The following is a 14,230-nucleotide window of genomic DNA, read 5'->3' on the forward strand; positions in this document are numbered from 1 at the left end:
ACTTCTCCATGCTATCGAAAATATCAGCTGCTTCTTCGCATCCAGTTTCTCGCAGCCACTGGATGATTAGCTCATCTGCGTCGACGTGAGTAAACCCGGCGTGCCTCTCTGTCTCCTCCGAAAGATGACGTAGCTTGTTTGTGAATTCCTCTTTGGTCACTTCACACCTCCAGTTTTACGTTATGCCAACCCATTGTAACCCAGCACGACGAATCACCATCGAACGGACACAACTCAACCGGCAGCATATCGCCGCATTTCCCGCAGCGGTTCGCGCCGATTGATTTGATACGACCACGAACGCGAGCATCATCCTGGCGGATCAGCATCGCGATGTATTCGCTCATCTCGTACGGCGCGCGCCCAGGGCGACGGGCGGCGCAATTTCGCGCCAGCATATCCACTTCCTGTTCGTCGAGATACAGTTCCAGTTTGCGTTCACCGGCGGCGGTTTGCCGGGCGCGCTGCGCTGCTTTGCGCTCTGCTGCTGATTTAGTCATTGCTCTTCCCCTGCTGCGGTGCTGATGGCAGTGCGCAAGCTTCTACAGCAGATTCATGAATCTGCTTGATGGTGTCCCACCCAATAGTAATTTCACCATCCCAGCCGCCTTCCTCGTTGCAGTCCTCACAACCTACACCGCCGCACGACTGGCAGAGGATACGATGTGTAACCTGGAACTCTCCGGATAAGGCACCCTTAGCGCCATTTTCAGCGGTGAGCTTTTTAGGCATAACACAGTAACCTTCCAACTGCGCGTGTGCATCAATAACCGCCAAAATGAATTTAGACATGACGGCCAGCTCTTCATAATTAGCGCCGGTAAATCCACCCAGCCCATCAGTCCAGTCTTCAAGAAGCTCGCGGCGCGGTAGTTGCTGTTTCAATTCGTCAATAGTCATTCTGTAGGCTCCTTTCCTGCGTAGCCTACTTGTTCGGAATTACCGGACAACTGCGGGGCGGAAACATTGGCAAACGCAGCACGCAGACCAGTTTTGATGTCCTCAAACTCATCTTCCATCGCTTCTGCGCTCACCTCTCCATCTGTTAGAGCACGGATGAATGCCAGCGCCATCTCGTCGTTTATCTCGATGGGTGCCGCTTTTCGGTATTCCTGAAGCTCTGCTCGGTCGTTGCTGATGAATGCAGGTGGAAGGCCCAGCGGTGGTTTCCATTGCTCGCCACCACACCAGGTGAAACCATGGCGCTCGAGCGTTTCGACAGCAGCGTTATACTTAGGCTCCTGCTCCATTCCGGCCAGCGCCAACTGTAGTGATTCCAGTGTCATCTGATGTTCCATATCAACGCCAAAGGTTTCTTCATCACGGCGCTTCATGTGTGCGATTTTCTGCTGTAACCATTCTTTGGTGATAGTGGTCATGGCCTAACCCCTAACTTCAATATTGACATTAATGTTAATTACGCCGACATCGACGCTCATGTCGGTTGAGTCAGCAGTAATCATGTATTCAGCAGTAACCATTGCCAGACGCTTTAGGGATTCCTCCATGTCGTTGCCTGTTAATTCATTCACAAGCGCAACCACTGGCTGCATATGCTCTCCCATTTTCATCACTCACCTCCCTGATATTGCTCAAACCAGAAAACCACAGGCTTTTCGATAACCTCCACAATGCCGAACCGCTCAGCGGTACGGAAGTTCACACTGTATGCTCTGGCTCGCTCGGCCTGCTTAGAGATTTCTTTCCGCATCATTTCCACACTGAATGCAGCCTTGAACAGATTGCACGGCGCGCAGGATGGAAACAGATTATCGATGGCGTGCAGCTCCGGATGCATTACCTTACCAGTGCTGCGCGCGACGACGGACGAGCCGCTACCGGCCGGAGCCCGAACGAACTCAAAATCCCGACGAACCGGTTCAACGTGATCGGCGTGCCAGCCTTTTTCTGGCAACTTACAACCGCAATAAGCGCAGCGACCACCAAATTTCATACGCAATTCAGCGCGCTGCGCTTTGGTGATTTTGTTCTTCGGTTTTGAATAACGATCATCAGGCAGACCCACCCTCGGAAGAATGGTGGTTTGCTCCGGCAGTTCTATCATCATCCCTTTACGATTCGCGACCTGAGACATCACTCACCTCCCTGAATCTGTAGGGTGATGCCAGCAGCGGAACAGGCATCCTGAATATCAGGAAGGTTCACTACCAGCGGGCAATCAATATCGCCGTCAGGGTAAAACGGCTCTGGAAGTACGATTACTTGCTGCTCTGCGGAATCGGCGCGCTGCTCAATAAGAGACTTCAGCCCCGCATTCTCCGCCGCCAGCGCATCGCGTTCAGCACATGCAGTCCGGGTTGCAACCAGCGAACAATCAAACCGAGTAGCCAGTTCATTCAGCAGTTGAGCCGCCTTCTCGTTCTCGTACTTCGCCACAACCCGAGCAGTTTCAATCAGTTGTTCATTGTTCCATTCCATCTTTACCCCCAATTACCCGTATAAGTTATTGATTACGCTGATAACAAAAAGGATCGTCGTTTCAGAACTCTTCGACCTTCCAGCCTCCACCCGCTTTCTTTGGCTTCGGCGTTACTGCGATGATGCGGAACGGATACTGATCGGCTGCCACTTTGGTTTTCACCCTGGCATCATCAGTCCACATGCCCTTCGCCTCGTGCAGTTCCATCTCACCGCTGGCGAGCATCACTGCAAAGTCAGGCGTGTAGAACGTGTTATCCGCCAGCCGCAGCTTGATGCCTTCAAACCGGTACCAGGCAACTTCCCCTGCACGCTTACGCAGTTCCAACATCTGGCAGTAGGCCGCCTCGGTCTGGTTCATCTGCCCGGTCTTCAGTCGGCCAAGCGCCTGTAGTCTCTTCTGCATCGCCTTACCTCTTGGGTAATTAAAATCCACTTACGGATTAATATCAATAGTTATGCGCATTTATTTTTACCTGACAGGTAACAATTCAGGCGTAAAAAAATGCGCTGCTGCGCTGCCTGTTAACGACTATTGCCTATGCGCCGTCGCTTCGAACCATGATGATGTGCCGCGCCAGCTTCTGCTGCCACTGGTATTGATTAAGCGACACCTCTTCGCATTTCCAGAAGTCGATGAATGACGCCAACTCTGTTTTCCTGACACCTCGCTCAACCGGCGTACCCCATTCTTTCGACTGCTCTGCAAAGTCTGGATCTGGCCTCCAGTCTGAATGCATCAAAAAGTTATCCACAGAGTTTTTCGCGCGCGCGTTATGAGTGGGGTTTATATGGGGTTTATATTCTTCCTCTTCCTCTTCCTCTGGTAACGTTTTTTGTAACGCTGGTTGCGTTACCTTTTGCGTTTCACGCTTTCTAAGTTCTGCCACCCTTCTGTTTGTAAGTGCTCGTTTTTTCGATGATTCTCCGTTATGCCGCTCAAAGTTAGGCAGGATGAGCTTTCCTTCCTGATAGGCAAGCCAGCCTACAGAGATCAGTGCGTCGGCGAATCCTGTAATAAAAGCGATCCTGTCGAACACTCCCTTTGTAACGCTGCCAGCGTTACCGTCTATCGTTTGTTGATCGGCCCATGCCCATATGCGAACCAACTTTCCAAGAACAGCATCCGGGTCAATATTCAACAGTTCTGCTATCTGGAAAATCTCGGGCTTGTCAGGGGTGATTACTTCAACCTTAATCCAACTACTTGCCATAGTTCACCCCCATATAAGCCCGGATGAATTCAGCCTCAGCCTGTGCGTTTATGGCGTTACCGTAACCCTTAAGGCGGCCTGTTCGGTTGCGGCCTGCCAGTGCTCGTAATGAGGACTTTCCGTGTCCCAGGCTTTTGGCAAACCTTGCAACCAACGGGAATGTGCCGGATTCAACTGGACGCCATTGCCCATCTCGACAAAAGAGCCAGTCCGCATCTCGCCAAAAACCGTTAACCTCAAGGGGCCCGCTGTGTATGCCTGTCTCGGCAACTGATCCAGTCGCTCCTTTCCATCCCGCTGCGCTGTCATGCCAGATGTGTCCTTCCAGTCGCGAGTCGTTGGCGTTACCCATCCGGCTAGTAGTGCTGTGCCCGGTAGTTTCAGGCAGACTTTCGGTGACCCGTCCTGATTTCTCCCGCTGTAGCAATGAGTCGAACCGGTTGAATCGTTCGCCATTGGTGTTTGCCATCCCGTTAACCGCGCCGCTCCGGAGACATGTTGCAGGCCGCGCTTCGTTTCCGGCTGCGGGTTTGTGTTCGCCACTGGCGTGGGCCACCCAGTAGGCCCGCTCTCTGATGTGCGGCGCACCGACGCCCGCTGCCGCAAACGGCACAAGCCCGAAGGCGTATCCCAATCCTTCCAGGTCAGCTTGTACAAGGTCGAACCATGGGTTTGCGTTACCAGCTGCAACCTGTTCGCCAAAGACATGCTGAGGTCCGCACTCGCTGATGAGGTGGAAGAAGGCTGGCCATAAGTGCCGCTCGTCATCAAACCCATCTCCTTTACCTGCCGCGCTGAAAGGCTGGCACGGGGGGGAGCCTGTCCATACTGGTTTATCGTCAGGCCATCCGGCGAGGCGGAGGGAGTGAGACCAGACACCGATCCCGGCAAAAAAGTGGTGCTGAGTGAATTCTCGCAGGTCGTCAGGTGTGACATCTTCAATGCTCCTTTCGTCAACTTCACCGGGCGCTATGTGTCCGCCGGCGATTAGGTTACGCAGCCACTGAGCTGCAAACGGGTCAATTTCGTTGTAGTACGCGGCTGGGATCATGCTGCTTCTCCCGCTGCTTTCATCAGAGCTTTGATTTCTGCCTGCCGACGGCGGTTTGTTTCCATCGTGCATTCGACGCAGTGTCCGTTATATGTCCAGCGTTCGCTTTGATGTCCGTGTTTGCAGACCTTGCCAGTGTAGTAGCGCTTCAACCCGCTTTTAGCGGCATCATTGCGCGTAATAATCTCCATCTTCGTAACCTCTTTGGATTGCGGTTACGGTGATTTTCAATCAGGAGCAAAAAAAGATCAACCGTATACGGATATTTATTACCTGAGAGGTGTTAATAGAAGTGATTAGGCCGCCTGACGGCGGCACTGAGGTGGTTCAGAGGGTGTTCAGGAGTAGAAGAATACGGCGAGCTCTGGTTTTGTTCTTACCCAGCCACGGGATTTGCATGCTTTAAAAAGCCCATTCATCAATGCCTTACCAGGCATTTTACGCTTCCCGGTCAAGTGCGTCTGGATGTAGTGAGCGGTGGTTTCTGCCTCATCTGCAAACGCTTTCCTTTCGTCAGGCGTGAGCTGGAGCCAGTGTTTTTTGAAATCGAATGGGATGTTGTCACTCATTTCTATTGCCTGATATTAATTTCAGATAACCAATATTCACCCATAAGGTAACAAAAAGCAAGGTTCGTTACCTGTACGGTGCATTTACCTGTGGGGTAATATCGATTTTAATTGGCTCATAAATGATTCACTTACGAGACTAATCACCAGAGCATGAAAAGTATCCACGATATTCGCCGCAAGAACCTCATCGATTTAATCGAACGCGATTTTAACGGTGTGCAAACGCGCCTGGCGGAGCGCCTGGATACTCAGCCTAATCTGGTAAACCGCTGGGCTCGTGGCACTAAAATCATCGGCGACCAGTCTGCACGTAAAATTGATATGGCAGCCAACAAGCCGACAAACTGGCTCGACACAGATCATGAACTTGTTTCTGTATCGGAATTCCAGCCGGTTGGCCCGAGTGATATCGGATTGCTGGCAGCTGAGAACCTGGCGCGCTGGATGCGTGAAAGTCGCGACCTGTCTACCCAGGGTAAGCTATCACGGGCATCAGGTGTGGCGCAGTCAACGCTGAACAGAATGCTCAACAATGAAGCCAGCATCACCCTTGCCACCCTGGAAGCCATCGCTGCCCCGTTCGGTCGCCGCGGTTATGAGTTGCTCATCCATCCGAAAGACCCCGCAGGAATCAGATACGACAGAACGAAGTACGCATCGTTACCTGAAAGCGAGAAAAGTAAGATTGAAAGTTTCATTGATTTTGTGATTACTCAGCACGCAAACAACCAGCTATAACATACTGAATTCTCAGACATAAGCCGCCATTGAGCGGCTTTTTTATCGCCCAAATCATTACCCAATGGGTAATTTTTTATCATCATATCTATTGACATCAACCCACATACGGATAATTATTACCTCAACGGTAACAAGCCGAGGTAAAGAATCATGCAGTGGAAGATCATCAATGGTTGGTACTGCGTTACGGCGTGCGGGCTCATGAGCTGGAAGTTCCCGACGCTTGGTGAAGCAATCGAGTGGGCATTCGTCAGCAAGCTGGCGGTGAAAACAGAAATGGATATGGGGGTAACAAAGTGACTGATTTAGCAATTATCGAAATCGCACCAGATCTGGCACCAACTCTTTATGTTGAAAACGGACTGGAATCCTTTCTTGAGCAAATCCGTGAAGCCGTAAAAGAAGTTCCTGACCTGAGCACAGCGAAAGGCCGGGCGCGCGTTGCTTCACTGGCTGCCCAGGTTTCACGCAGTAAAACTGCTGTCGAAAAGCCAGGTCGTGATTACCTGAAGCGCCTCAAGGAACAGCCGAAAGTGGTTGAGGCCGAGCTTCGCCGCTTCGTGACTGAATGCGACAACCTTCGTGATGAAGTCCGTCGCCCTCTCACAGAATGGGAAGAAGAGCAGGAACGCATCAAAGCTGAGGAAGAGGCGAAGAAGAAGGCCGAAGAGTTGGCGGCAAAAGTCGAAGCCGACCACGAAATGGCACTGCTGATGAACGCCAATCACGACCGCGAAGTCGCTGAGAAAAAAGCAGAAGCAGATCGCCAGCGCATTGCTCACGAAGAAGAGCTTAAGCGCCAGGCAACTGAGCAGGCAAAACGCGACGCAGAACGGAAGGCAGCGGCAGAACTGGCCGCAGCGCAAAAGCGAGAAGCTGATGCTATTGCTGCGAAGGCGCAGGCCGAGTTACTGGCGAAACAGGCAGCAGAACGTGCAGAGCAGGATCGCCTTAACGCAATCGCAAAAGCTGAAGCCGATGCGAAAGCGGCAGCGGAGAAAGCTGAAAAGGATAAGCAGGATGCGATCGAAGCAGAACGCATGAAGGCTAAACAGGCAGAAGAAGCACGCCTTGCAGAGCAGAAGCGAATCGCTGATGAAGAAGCGCGCCGCGCAGCTGACATTGAGCACCGTCGTGCAATCAATAGACAGGTAATTGCAGATCTGGTTTCTGCCGGATTGCCAGAAGAGTTTGCCACCGAAGCTCTGAAAGCTATCGCCAGCGGAAAAGTCAGCAACACCATGATCAAGTACTGAGGTGACTATGCACATTCAGCAATTCAACAACCTGAAAAAAATCGTCGCGTTGTTCGAGTCAGATTTTAAGTTGTCATCGCAGGTGTACGACCGCCACGTCGAACTGATCGACGCGGTGAGCGGTATTGAAATGGACCCAGCATTCGAGCGCGCCCTGATTCGTACCGGTGTTCGTCCTGAAATTCTGGAAGCAGCGAAGGAGAGCGTCGAGTACGAAGATCTATTCGCCAGTTTCATCAGCGAACTGACCAGCGTCGTGGCGAAACTGGACGTGGCTGACCAGGTAGACAGTGCGAGGGCAGCATGAGTAATCAAGATATTTTGACTGTCCATCCAACTACTGAAGCGAACTGGACTAACGAGAACGTCAGAACCGAAGGATTGCTCATTCGCGACTACTTCGCAGCAAAGGCTATGCAAGGGATGCTGTCTAACCCTGGCATGTGGGACCTCATCAATGAAAAGAACGCACAGGTAGTGGCAATAGATGCATACCTGGTGGCCGATGCAATGCTGAAAGCTCGGGAGGGTCAATGACACCTGGCATCTACTTCGACATCAGCAATGCTGACTACCACGCCGGGGACGGCGTGAGTAAGTCTCAGCTCGATATGGTCGCCAAAAACCCTTCGCTGCTCCAGTGGGTGAAAGCAGCGCCAGAGGACGAAGAGAAAAAATCCGCGCTGGACATGGGAACAGCGCTGCACTGCCTGCTGCTTGAGCCTGGCGAGTTCGATAAACGTTTCATCGTAGCGCCAGAGTTCAACCGCCGTACCAATGACGGAAAGGCCGCTGAGAAATCATTCCTCGAAAGCGTCGCGGATCTAGGCATGACGGTGATGACTGCTGACGAAGGCCGCCGCCTGAAGTTGATGCGTGAAAGTGCCCTGGCTCACCCAGCGGCACGCTGGATGCTTGAAGCTCCAGGCCACTGCGAAGCGTCGATGTACTGGAACGGCGAGGCCACTGGCGAATTGTGTCGCATCCGCCCAGACAAGTGGCTGAACGATCACAACGTGATCGTCGACGTGAAAAAGGTAGCCGACATGGAACGGTTCGCCAGACACATTGAAGAGTTCCGCTACCACGTTCAGGACGCGTTTTATAGAGAAGGTGCGCTGCGCACCACCGGGGAACCACACGGATTCTTCTTCCTGGCTGTCAGCGAAACAATCGACTGCGGTCGCTACCCGGTGCGCGTGTTCCAACTCGACGAAGAAGACGTTAACACCGGGCACTCATTGTTCCGCCGGGATCTGAATACCTATCACGAATGCCGAGTTAATAACGACTGGGGCGGCGTGGAGATAATTAAACGCCCTGCGTGGGCACGCAAACAGGATATGTACATATGAGCAACGACATCGCAATCACCTCACAGCCTGGCGCTACTGTCGGAACCGCTGCCGCAATTTTCAGCCAGGAAGGTATGAATCAACTGGTGCGTTTCGCCGACTTGATGGCGCAAAGCAAAGCCACTGTTCCGGCGCACCTTGCCGGGAAGCCTGCCGATTGTTTGGCCGTTACCATGCAGGCTGCACAGTGGGGCATGAACCCGTTCGCCGTGGCGCAGAAAACGCATGTGGTAAATGGACAACTTGGTTACGAGGCTCAACTTGTTAACGCTGTTGTCCAGCAATCTGGCGCAATCAAAGGGAGATTTCACTACGAATACAAAGGCGAAGGAGCAGCACTTGAGTGTCGCGTAGGAGCAATAATTCGTGGTGAACAGGATATAACCTGGAATGAATGGCTGTGCATATCCAGCATAACAACAAAAAATTCTCCTCTATGGAAAACAAACCCAAAACAACAGATCGGATACCTTCAAGTAAAAAACTGGGCCAGAGCTCATACCCCTGGGGCAATTCTTGGTGTTTACACGCCTGATGAACTACAGGAAACAGCTCCACGCGCTGAGCGTGACATCACTCCACCAGCAGGCACTGCCGCAGGGATTAACAACCTGATTAACTCCAAACCTGAGCAGCAGGAAGAGCGCAGCAAGAATACCGACGAACGGGAACCCGATGAAATCCTGTCAGCGTTCACCGATGCAGCCATGACCTACAACACCGTTAAGGATCTGGACAAGGCCTACACGTACGTTGCCAAAAAACTGGCAAACGACGATGAGCGCCTGGCGAAGGCCACCGACGTTTACACCATCCGTCGCGATGAGTTGAACGAAATCCCGGTTTAACGATCACCACCGCGGCGCGAGAAGCGCCGCACATGCAACCAAGTGAGGAATTTATGAAAGGTGCATTCGACAAAAAGAAATTGCTGGCGGTGGTGCCATTGTCATGGAGCACAATCGATCGGCTTGAGCAGGCAGGTGAATTTCCTAAGCGCTGGTATATCACCGATAAGCGCTGCGCGTGGACTCAGGAAGAGGTAGAGAAGTGGCTGGATGAGCGCAAGGCAAATAGCCCTGATGAATTTCAAGGAAAGAAGCCCCCGGTTGAACTTCGAAAATATCGCCCGGTGAGTAGCGCCGCATGACTGCGCTCACGCGGCACTTCGATAAATGGTCAGGCTGGTATTGGTGCCTGGCCGCAATCAGCGCCTGGCTGTTCCTGCTGGCGCTAATCGCAAGAGAGGGCTGGATACGATGAAAAGCATTTCAAGAGCGGAGCGTTATCGCAATGATTATGTGCCGCTTCGCCGCTGTGAGAAGGTTGTGGCGGTCACTGCTGAAGCAATGGAGATAGAGAGCCGCGCAGTAGAACGTGAAAAACGTGGGCAGTATCGCATTGCCGCCCGTCTTTGGCTGGAATGTATGGACGCGGCACAGGGTGAAGTTGAGCGCGCCCGTATCGCAGTACGTCGAACTCAATGCATTGCGCGGGGAAATGGCCTGCGCCGAGGCGAGTATTCTGGAATTAGTGCAGGTTGTAATGGGGTGGTTTATGACTAAGTACACGCTAATCTACGCAGATCCGCCTTGGGTTTACCGTGACAAAGCTGCCGACGGAAGCCGCGGGGCCGGGTTCAAATACCCGGTAATGAACGTCATGGATATATGCCGCCTGCCAGTATGGGATCTGGCCGCCGACGATTGCCTTCTGGCGATGTGGTGGGTGCCGACTCAACCGGTCGAAGCGCTGAAGGTTGTCGAGGCATGGGGATTCAGGCTGATGACCATGAAGGGCTTCACCTGGCACAAAACGAATAAGCACAAAGGCAACAGCGCGATAGGAATGGGCCACATGACCCGGGCGAACAGCGAAGACTGTCTGTTTGCCGTTCGAGGAAAACTACCGGCGCGCATGGATGCCTCGATATGCCAGCACATCACGGCACCGCGGATGGAGAACTCGCGCAAGCCGGATCTCATTCGCGAAAAACTGGTGCAGTTGCTTGGCGATGTACCAAGGATCGAGCTTTTCGCCCGCCAGTCGTCGCATGGCTTCGACGTATGGGGCAATCAGTGCGAAGGCCCGGCGGTGAAGTTGCAACCAGGATATGCGCTTGATATCGCTGGATTGACGCAGGCATTAAAAAACACTCCGCTATCACCATCAGATAAGCAGGGCCAGGAGCGTGCAGCATGAGTGGATCACTGGAAAAACTTGCTATTCAGCAATATGAATTAACGACTGAAATTAAACGTTTGAAAAAACTTTCTGGAGAAATTATTGAAAAATGCCACCCAGAGGATATTGAATCAAACGATCCTGCTAAAGGTTATTTCAACCATATCCAGTGGGTAATTCAGCTTCATAAAGAGCAGGAGCCAGACTACCCATTTGGACCGGAAAGCTTTGGCGACATATTTAATGCTGAAGTTACCTGCCCTCATTGTCGTGAATGGTACAGAATACAGAGGAAAGAAATACTTCCTCTTAAACGCAAGCTTGGTTCAGTTAAAGGAGCAATCACCAAAGCCGGAAAACGACTTGCCACAGCCTAACCGTTTCCTTCCATCCACTTCTCAAACTTCGCCGGGGAGAACGGCACCAGGTCGGTGTGCTCCCCGTCAATCCACGCATCAACCATATCTGCCCACTGCTGAAGCATGTAGGTGCGCTGCCGGGCGTACTCCGCTTTGTTGTAAACCGCACGCACGCCTTTCTGCTCATGCGCCAGCGCCTTCTCTATCCAGTCTGACGGATAACCTGCCTCATGCAGCAACGTGCTTGCCGTGCGGCGCAGGTCATGCACAGTGAATGGCTCCAGCGTTCCGGCACAAGATTCCACAGTACGATCTATCACTGAGTTCAGCGCGGCATTGGATAGCGGCTTGCTGACGCTGTAGCGACCCGGGAGCAGGTATTCGCTTCCACCAGCACACATCTGCAGGCCGACCATCAAATCCTGCGCCTGAGTTGGCAAATAGATCACATGTTCACGCCCTGCCTTCATCCTGTTGCCCGGTATAGTCCACGTCGATTTTTTGAAATCCACCTCTGACCAGGTGGCCTTGGTGAACTCGCTTTTTCGCACCAGTGACAGCAGCACCAACTTCACTGCCAGCTTGAGTGTCGGCATGGTGCTGACGTTATCCAGAGCTCGAAAGAATATGCCAACCTCTTCCGGCTGTAGCGTTCTCTCTCTTGGTTTGAATACGGCTATCGATGAAGGCTTAATGTCGGCCGCAGGATTAAAAAGGCCATGCCCTCGGTCATTTGCGTGACGGTACACGCTGCTGATTATCTCGCGCGCCTGTACCGCCGTCGCCCGGCCGCCACGTTCAACGATACGATCACACAGGTCGCGCACTGTTGAGGTGGTTATTTCCGCCATCACCTTGTTGCCAAGTATTGGCATGATGTCCCGGTCAATAACGGACTGCTTCATTGCTCTGGTACTTTCCGCCAGCACGACATGCTTCATGTAACTGACGGTATGTACCGCAAACGTCTCAGCGCCGCGGATCTTCCTAATACCGTCACGTTTAGCCGCAGCCGGTGACAGGCCTGACTTCAAGAGTTTTTTGGCAGCGATGAGTTCTTCCCGCGCTTCCGCCAGGCTGATACCGTCACGCCCGTATTGTCCGATCACCAGTGTTTCCCGGCGGCCGTTAATTCGGTAGTCGTAGCGGAAAGAGACAGAGCCTGACGTGAGCACGGCGACATACAGCCCGTCACGGTCGGAAACCTTATAAAGTTTCTCTTTCGGCTTCATGTTTTTCAGTTTGGTATCGGTAAGCATAATTCACCCGTAATGCATCCATGTTTTTGTCGGTATGAGAGTATACCTTTCGGGTAATACCGTCACCTGTACCGACAAAAAATGTGGTGTAGAGTGAATAGATATGAGTAGATACAAACAAAAACCCTCTGCAATTACAGAGGGTTAGAGATGAAATTGAATAGATATGATGCGCTATGAACTAGCTGTACATCATTCCCACTCAATGGTAGCTGGTGGCTTGCCGCTGATGTCATACACCACGCGGGAAATACCGTTCACTTCATTGATAATGCGGTTGGAAACGCGACCGAGGAAATCGTACGGCAGATGTGCCCAGTGTGCGGTCATAAAGTCGATGGTTTCGACAGCACGCAGAGAGACAACCCAGTCGTATTTACGACCATCGCCCATTACGCCAACGGAACGTACCGGCAGGAAGACAGTAAACGCCTGGCTGACTTTGTCGTACAGATCCGCTTTACGCAATTCTTCAATGAAAATGGCATCAGCACGGCGCAGCAGGTCACAATACTCTTTCTTCACTTCGCCCAGCACACGAACGCCGAGGCCCGGTCCCGGGAACGGGTGACGGTACAGCATGTCGTATGGCAGGCCCAGCTCCAGACCAATCTTACGCACTTCGTCTTTGAACAGCTCTTTCAGCGGTTCAACCAGGCCCATCTTCATCTCTTTCGGCAGACCGCCCACGTTGTGGTGAGATTTGATGACGTGTGCTTTACCGGTTGCAGATGCGGCAGATTCGATAACGTCAGGATAGATAGTCCCCTGCGCCAGCCACTTCACGTCTTCCAGTTTCAGCGCTTCTTCATCGAATACTTCAACGAAAACGCGCCCGATGATTTTACGTTTTGCTTCTGGATCGTTTTCTCCAGCCAGCGCTGCCAGGAAACGCTCTTCTGCCGGAACGTGAATGATGTTCAGACCGAAACGATCGCCGAACATATCCATTACCTGTTCAGCTTCATTCAGACGCAGCAGACCGTTGTCGACAAATACACAAGTCAGGTTTTTACCGATTGCACGATGCAGAAGCATCGCGGTAACGGAAGAATCCACGCCACCAGAGAGGCCGAGGATCACTTTATCGTCGCCCACCTGCTCGCGAATGCGGGCTACAGCGTCGTCGATAATTTTAGCTGGCGTCCACAGCGCTTCACACTGACAGATATCCAGTACAAAACGCTCCAGCATACGCATACCCTGACGAGTATGAGTCACTTCCGGGTGGAACTGAACACCATAGAAACGTTTTTCTTCGTTAGCCATGATGGCAAATGGGCAGCTTTCGGTGCTGGCGACGGTAACAAAGCCTTCAGGAATTGCTGTTACCTTATCGCCGTGGCTCATCCACACATCAAGCAGCGGCTTGCCATCTGCGCTTAACGCATCTTCGATACCACGAATCAGCGCACTATCAGTTTGAACTTCAACCTGCGCATAACCAAATTCACGTTCGTTGGAGGCTTCAACATGACCGCCCAGCTGCATTGCCATGGTCTGCATGCCATAGCAAACGCCGAATACCGGTACGCCTGCTTCAAAGACATACTGCGGCGCACGCGGGCTGTTTTCTTCGGTGGTACTTTCCGGGCCGCCGGAAAGAATAATGCCGCTTGGATTGAAGTCACGAATTTGTGCTTCTGTCACATCCCACGCCCATAGTTCGCAGTAAACGCCCAGCTCACGCACGCGGCGCGCAACCAGTTGAGTATACTGGGAACCGAAGTCCAGAATGAGGATGCGATGCTTATGAATGTTTTCCGTCATTGACGCTTATTCCGAGGCAAGTGAAACAGA

At 52.3% G+C, this 14,230-nt stretch carries 23 protein-coding genes; 10 read left to right on the forward strand and 13 right to left on the reverse strand.

Translation table 11 applies throughout. The features are described from left to right. Positions 1-161: 161 nt before the first annotated feature. The 11 genes from D9738_RS13265 to D9738_RS13315 all read right to left on the reverse strand — a co-directional run bounded on the left by D9738_RS13265 (position 162) and on the right by D9738_RS13315 (position 5,273). Entirely contained in the window at positions 162-500 is a 339-nt protein-coding gene (locus D9738_RS13265) for a hypothetical protein (RefSeq protein ID WP_130260373.1), read from the reverse strand. After that, on the reverse strand, positions 493-900 hold the full coding sequence (locus tag D9738_RS13270; protein WP_130260374.1) for a hypothetical protein: 408 nt from the start codon (positions 898-900) through the stop codon (positions 493-495). The genes D9738_RS13265 and D9738_RS13270 overlap by 8 nt, the downstream gene beginning before the upstream one ends. Beyond that, positions 897-1,379 (reverse strand): hypothetical protein, encoded by a 483-nt coding sequence (locus tag D9738_RS13275; RefSeq protein WP_130260375.1) that lies wholly within the window; start codon positions 1,377-1,379, stop codon positions 897-899. Before D9738_RS13275 ends, D9738_RS13270 begins: the two co-directional genes overlap by 4 nt. A 3-nt stretch (positions 1,380-1,382) precedes the next feature. After that, positions 1,383-1,571: a diguanylate phosphodiesterase gene (locus D9738_RS13280; RefSeq protein ID WP_130260376.1), complete on the reverse strand. Its 189-nt coding sequence runs from the start codon at positions 1,569-1,571 to the stop codon at positions 1,383-1,385. Next, positions 1,571-2,095: an HNH endonuclease signature motif containing protein gene (locus tag D9738_RS13285; protein ID WP_130260377.1), complete on the reverse strand. Its 525-nt coding sequence runs from the start codon at positions 2,093-2,095 to the stop codon at positions 1,571-1,573. Before D9738_RS13285 ends, D9738_RS13280 begins: the two co-directional genes overlap by 1 nt. Continuing rightward, positions 2,095-2,439: a hypothetical protein gene (locus tag D9738_RS13290; protein ID WP_130260378.1), complete on the reverse strand. Its 345-nt coding sequence runs from the start codon at positions 2,437-2,439 to the stop codon at positions 2,095-2,097. The genes D9738_RS13285 and D9738_RS13290 overlap by 1 nt, the downstream gene beginning before the upstream one ends. Before the next feature lie 61 nt (positions 2,440-2,500). Continuing rightward, the gene (locus D9738_RS13295; RefSeq protein ID WP_130260379.1) at positions 2,501-2,845 is read right to left on the reverse strand and encodes a DUF1064 domain-containing protein; all 345 of its coding nucleotides are present in this window, start codon (positions 2,843-2,845) and stop codon (positions 2,501-2,503) included. Between the two features lie 133 nt (positions 2,846-2,978). Then, positions 2,979-3,653 carry a DnaT-like ssDNA-binding domain-containing protein gene (locus D9738_RS24760; protein WP_165383332.1) on the reverse strand — a complete coding sequence of 225 codons (675 nt, stop codon included), beginning with the start codon at positions 3,651-3,653 and terminating at the stop codon, positions 2,979-2,981. Beyond that, entirely contained in the window at positions 3,643-4,704 is a 1,062-nt protein-coding gene (locus D9738_RS13305; protein ID WP_130260380.1) for a DNA cytosine methyltransferase, read from the reverse strand. The genes D9738_RS24760 and D9738_RS13305 overlap by 11 nt, the downstream gene beginning before the upstream one ends. Next, entirely contained in the window at positions 4,701-4,895 is a 195-nt protein-coding gene (locus tag D9738_RS13310) for a hypothetical protein (RefSeq protein WP_130260381.1), read from the reverse strand. Before D9738_RS13310 ends, D9738_RS13305 begins: the two co-directional genes overlap by 4 nt. Before the next feature lie 147 nt (positions 4,896-5,042). Then, positions 5,043-5,273 (reverse strand): hypothetical protein, encoded by a 231-nt coding sequence (locus D9738_RS13315; RefSeq protein WP_130260382.1) that lies wholly within the window; start codon positions 5,271-5,273, stop codon positions 5,043-5,045. A gap of 153 nt (positions 5,274-5,426) precedes the next feature. Here D9738_RS13315 and D9738_RS13320 point away from each other — a divergent pair, with 153 nt between their 5' ends. The 10 genes from D9738_RS13320 (at position 5,427) to D9738_RS13365 (ending at position 11,189) form a co-directional block, all read left to right on the forward strand. Further along, complete coding sequence (locus D9738_RS13320) at positions 5,427-6,014, forward strand: helix-turn-helix transcriptional regulator (RefSeq protein WP_130260383.1); 588 nt, start codon at positions 5,427-5,429, stop codon at positions 6,012-6,014. Positions 6,015-6,313: 299 nt separating this feature from the next. Next, positions 6,314-7,273 (forward strand): hypothetical protein, encoded by a 960-nt coding sequence (locus D9738_RS13325; RefSeq protein WP_130260384.1) that lies wholly within the window; start codon positions 6,314-6,316, stop codon positions 7,271-7,273. A 7-nt stretch (positions 7,274-7,280) separates the two neighbouring features. Next, the gene (locus D9738_RS13330) at positions 7,281-7,580 is read left to right on the forward strand and encodes a hypothetical protein (RefSeq protein ID WP_130260385.1); all 300 of its coding nucleotides are present in this window, start codon (positions 7,281-7,283) and stop codon (positions 7,578-7,580) included. Further along, positions 7,577-7,810: a hypothetical protein gene (locus D9738_RS13335; RefSeq protein WP_205712957.1), complete on the forward strand. Its 234-nt coding sequence runs from the start codon at positions 7,577-7,579 to the stop codon at positions 7,808-7,810. Before D9738_RS13330 ends, D9738_RS13335 begins: the two co-directional genes overlap by 4 nt. Continuing rightward, positions 7,807-8,628, forward strand: a complete 822-nt coding sequence (locus D9738_RS13340) for a PD-(D/E)XK nuclease-like domain-containing protein (protein WP_130260386.1) — start codon at positions 7,807-7,809, stop codon at positions 8,626-8,628. The genes D9738_RS13335 and D9738_RS13340 overlap by 4 nt, the downstream gene beginning before the upstream one ends. Next, entirely contained in the window at positions 8,625-9,476 is an 852-nt protein-coding gene (locus D9738_RS13345; protein WP_130260387.1) for a RecT family recombinase, read from the forward strand. Before D9738_RS13340 ends, D9738_RS13345 begins: the two co-directional genes overlap by 4 nt. Positions 9,477-9,529: 53 nt before the next feature. After that, positions 9,530-9,778: an AlpA family phage regulatory protein gene (locus D9738_RS13350; RefSeq protein ID WP_130260433.1), complete on the forward strand. Its 249-nt coding sequence runs from the start codon at positions 9,530-9,532 to the stop codon at positions 9,776-9,778. A gap of 109 nt (positions 9,779-9,887) precedes the next feature. Then, entirely contained in the window at positions 9,888-10,193 is a 306-nt protein-coding gene (locus D9738_RS13355) for a PerC family transcriptional regulator (protein WP_130260388.1), read from the forward strand. Further along, entirely contained in the window at positions 10,186-10,830 is a 645-nt protein-coding gene (locus D9738_RS13360) for an MT-A70 family methyltransferase (protein WP_130260389.1), read from the forward strand. The genes D9738_RS13355 and D9738_RS13360 overlap by 8 nt, the downstream gene beginning before the upstream one ends. Beyond that, a complete protein-coding gene (locus tag D9738_RS13365; RefSeq protein WP_130260390.1) occupies positions 10,827-11,189 on the forward strand; it encodes a hypothetical protein in 363 nt (120 codons plus the stop codon). Before D9738_RS13360 ends, D9738_RS13365 begins: the two co-directional genes overlap by 4 nt. Here the strand turns inward: D9738_RS13365 and D9738_RS13370 are convergent. Together D9738_RS13370 and guaA are read right to left on the reverse strand one after the other, a co-directional pair. Then, a complete protein-coding gene (locus D9738_RS13370) occupies positions 11,186-12,430 on the reverse strand; it encodes a tyrosine-type recombinase/integrase (protein WP_130260391.1) in 1,245 nt (414 codons plus the stop codon). The genes D9738_RS13365 and D9738_RS13370 overlap by 4 nt on opposite strands. Positions 12,431-12,622: 192 nt before the next feature. Then, positions 12,623-14,200, reverse strand: a complete 1,578-nt coding sequence (gene guaA, locus D9738_RS13375; protein WP_130260392.1) for a glutamine-hydrolyzing GMP synthase — start codon at positions 14,198-14,200, stop codon at positions 12,623-12,625. Between the last annotated feature and the right edge of the window lie 30 nt (positions 14,201-14,230).

Source organism: Escherichia sp. E10V5 (genome assembly GCF_004212315.1).
Classification (GTDB): domain Bacteria; phylum Pseudomonadota; class Gammaproteobacteria; order Enterobacterales; family Enterobacteriaceae; genus Escherichia.

What these genes read in the sequence shown, in the direction of transcription:
- D9738_RS13265 (WP_130260373.1), bottom strand. Translation starts at nt 500, where the DNA reads ATGACTAAATCAGCAGCAGAGCGCAAAGCAGCGCAGCGCGCCCGGCAA.
- D9738_RS13270 (WP_130260374.1), bottom strand. Translation starts at nt 900, where the DNA reads ATGACTATTGACGAATTGAAACAGCAACTACCGCGCCGCGAGCTTCTT.
- D9738_RS13275 (WP_130260375.1), bottom strand. Translation starts at nt 1,379, where the DNA reads ATGACCACTATCACCAAAGAATGGTTACAGCAGAAAATCGCACACATG.
- D9738_RS13280 (WP_130260376.1), bottom strand. Translation starts at nt 1,571, where the DNA reads ATGAAAATGGGAGAGCATATGCAGCCAGTGGTTGCGCTTGTGAATGAA.
- D9738_RS13285 (WP_130260377.1), bottom strand. Translation starts at nt 2,095, where the DNA reads ATGTCTCAGGTCGCGAATCGTAAAGGGATGATGATAGAACTGCCGGAG.
- D9738_RS13290 (WP_130260378.1), bottom strand. Translation starts at nt 2,439, where the DNA reads ATGGAATGGAACAATGAACAACTGATTGAAACTGCTCGGGTTGTGGCG.
- D9738_RS13295 (WP_130260379.1), bottom strand. Translation starts at nt 2,845, where the DNA reads ATGCAGAAGAGACTACAGGCGCTTGGCCGACTGAAGACCGGGCAGATG.
- D9738_RS24760 (WP_165383332.1), bottom strand. Translation starts at nt 3,653, where the DNA reads ATGGCAAGTAGTTGGATTAAGGTTGAAGTAATCACCCCTGACAAGCCC.
- D9738_RS13305 (WP_130260380.1), bottom strand. Translation starts at nt 4,704, where the DNA reads ATGATCCCAGCCGCGTACTACAACGAAATTGACCCGTTTGCAGCTCAG.
- D9738_RS13310 (WP_130260381.1), bottom strand. Translation starts at nt 4,895, where the DNA reads ATGGAGATTATTACGCGCAATGATGCCGCTAAAAGCGGGTTGAAGCGC.
- D9738_RS13315 (WP_130260382.1), bottom strand. Translation starts at nt 5,273, where the DNA reads ATGAGTGACAACATCCCATTCGATTTCAAAAAACACTGGCTCCAGCTC.
- D9738_RS13320 (WP_130260383.1), top strand. Translation starts at nt 5,427, where the DNA reads ATGAAAAGTATCCACGATATTCGCCGCAAGAACCTCATCGATTTAATC.
- D9738_RS13330 (WP_130260385.1), top strand. Translation starts at nt 7,281, where the DNA reads ATGCACATTCAGCAATTCAACAACCTGAAAAAAATCGTCGCGTTGTTC.
- D9738_RS13335 (WP_205712957.1), top strand. Translation starts at nt 7,577, where the DNA reads ATGAGTAATCAAGATATTTTGACTGTCCATCCAACTACTGAAGCGAAC.
- D9738_RS13340 (WP_130260386.1), top strand. Translation starts at nt 7,807, where the DNA reads ATGACACCTGGCATCTACTTCGACATCAGCAATGCTGACTACCACGCC.
- D9738_RS13345 (WP_130260387.1), top strand. Translation starts at nt 8,625, where the DNA reads ATGAGCAACGACATCGCAATCACCTCACAGCCTGGCGCTACTGTCGGA.
- D9738_RS13350 (WP_130260433.1), top strand. Translation starts at nt 9,530, where the DNA reads ATGAAAGGTGCATTCGACAAAAAGAAATTGCTGGCGGTGGTGCCATTG.
- D9738_RS13355 (WP_130260388.1), top strand. Translation starts at nt 9,888, where the DNA reads ATGAAAAGCATTTCAAGAGCGGAGCGTTATCGCAATGATTATGTGCCG.
- D9738_RS13360 (WP_130260389.1), top strand. Translation starts at nt 10,186, where the DNA reads ATGACTAAGTACACGCTAATCTACGCAGATCCGCCTTGGGTTTACCGT.
- D9738_RS13365 (WP_130260390.1), top strand. Translation starts at nt 10,827, where the DNA reads ATGAGTGGATCACTGGAAAAACTTGCTATTCAGCAATATGAATTAACG.
- D9738_RS13370 (WP_130260391.1), bottom strand. Translation starts at nt 12,430, where the DNA reads ATGCTTACCGATACCAAACTGAAAAACATGAAGCCGAAAGAGAAACTT.
- guaA (WP_130260392.1), bottom strand. Translation starts at nt 14,200, where the DNA reads ATGACGGAAAACATTCATAAGCATCGCATCCTCATTCTGGACTTCGGT.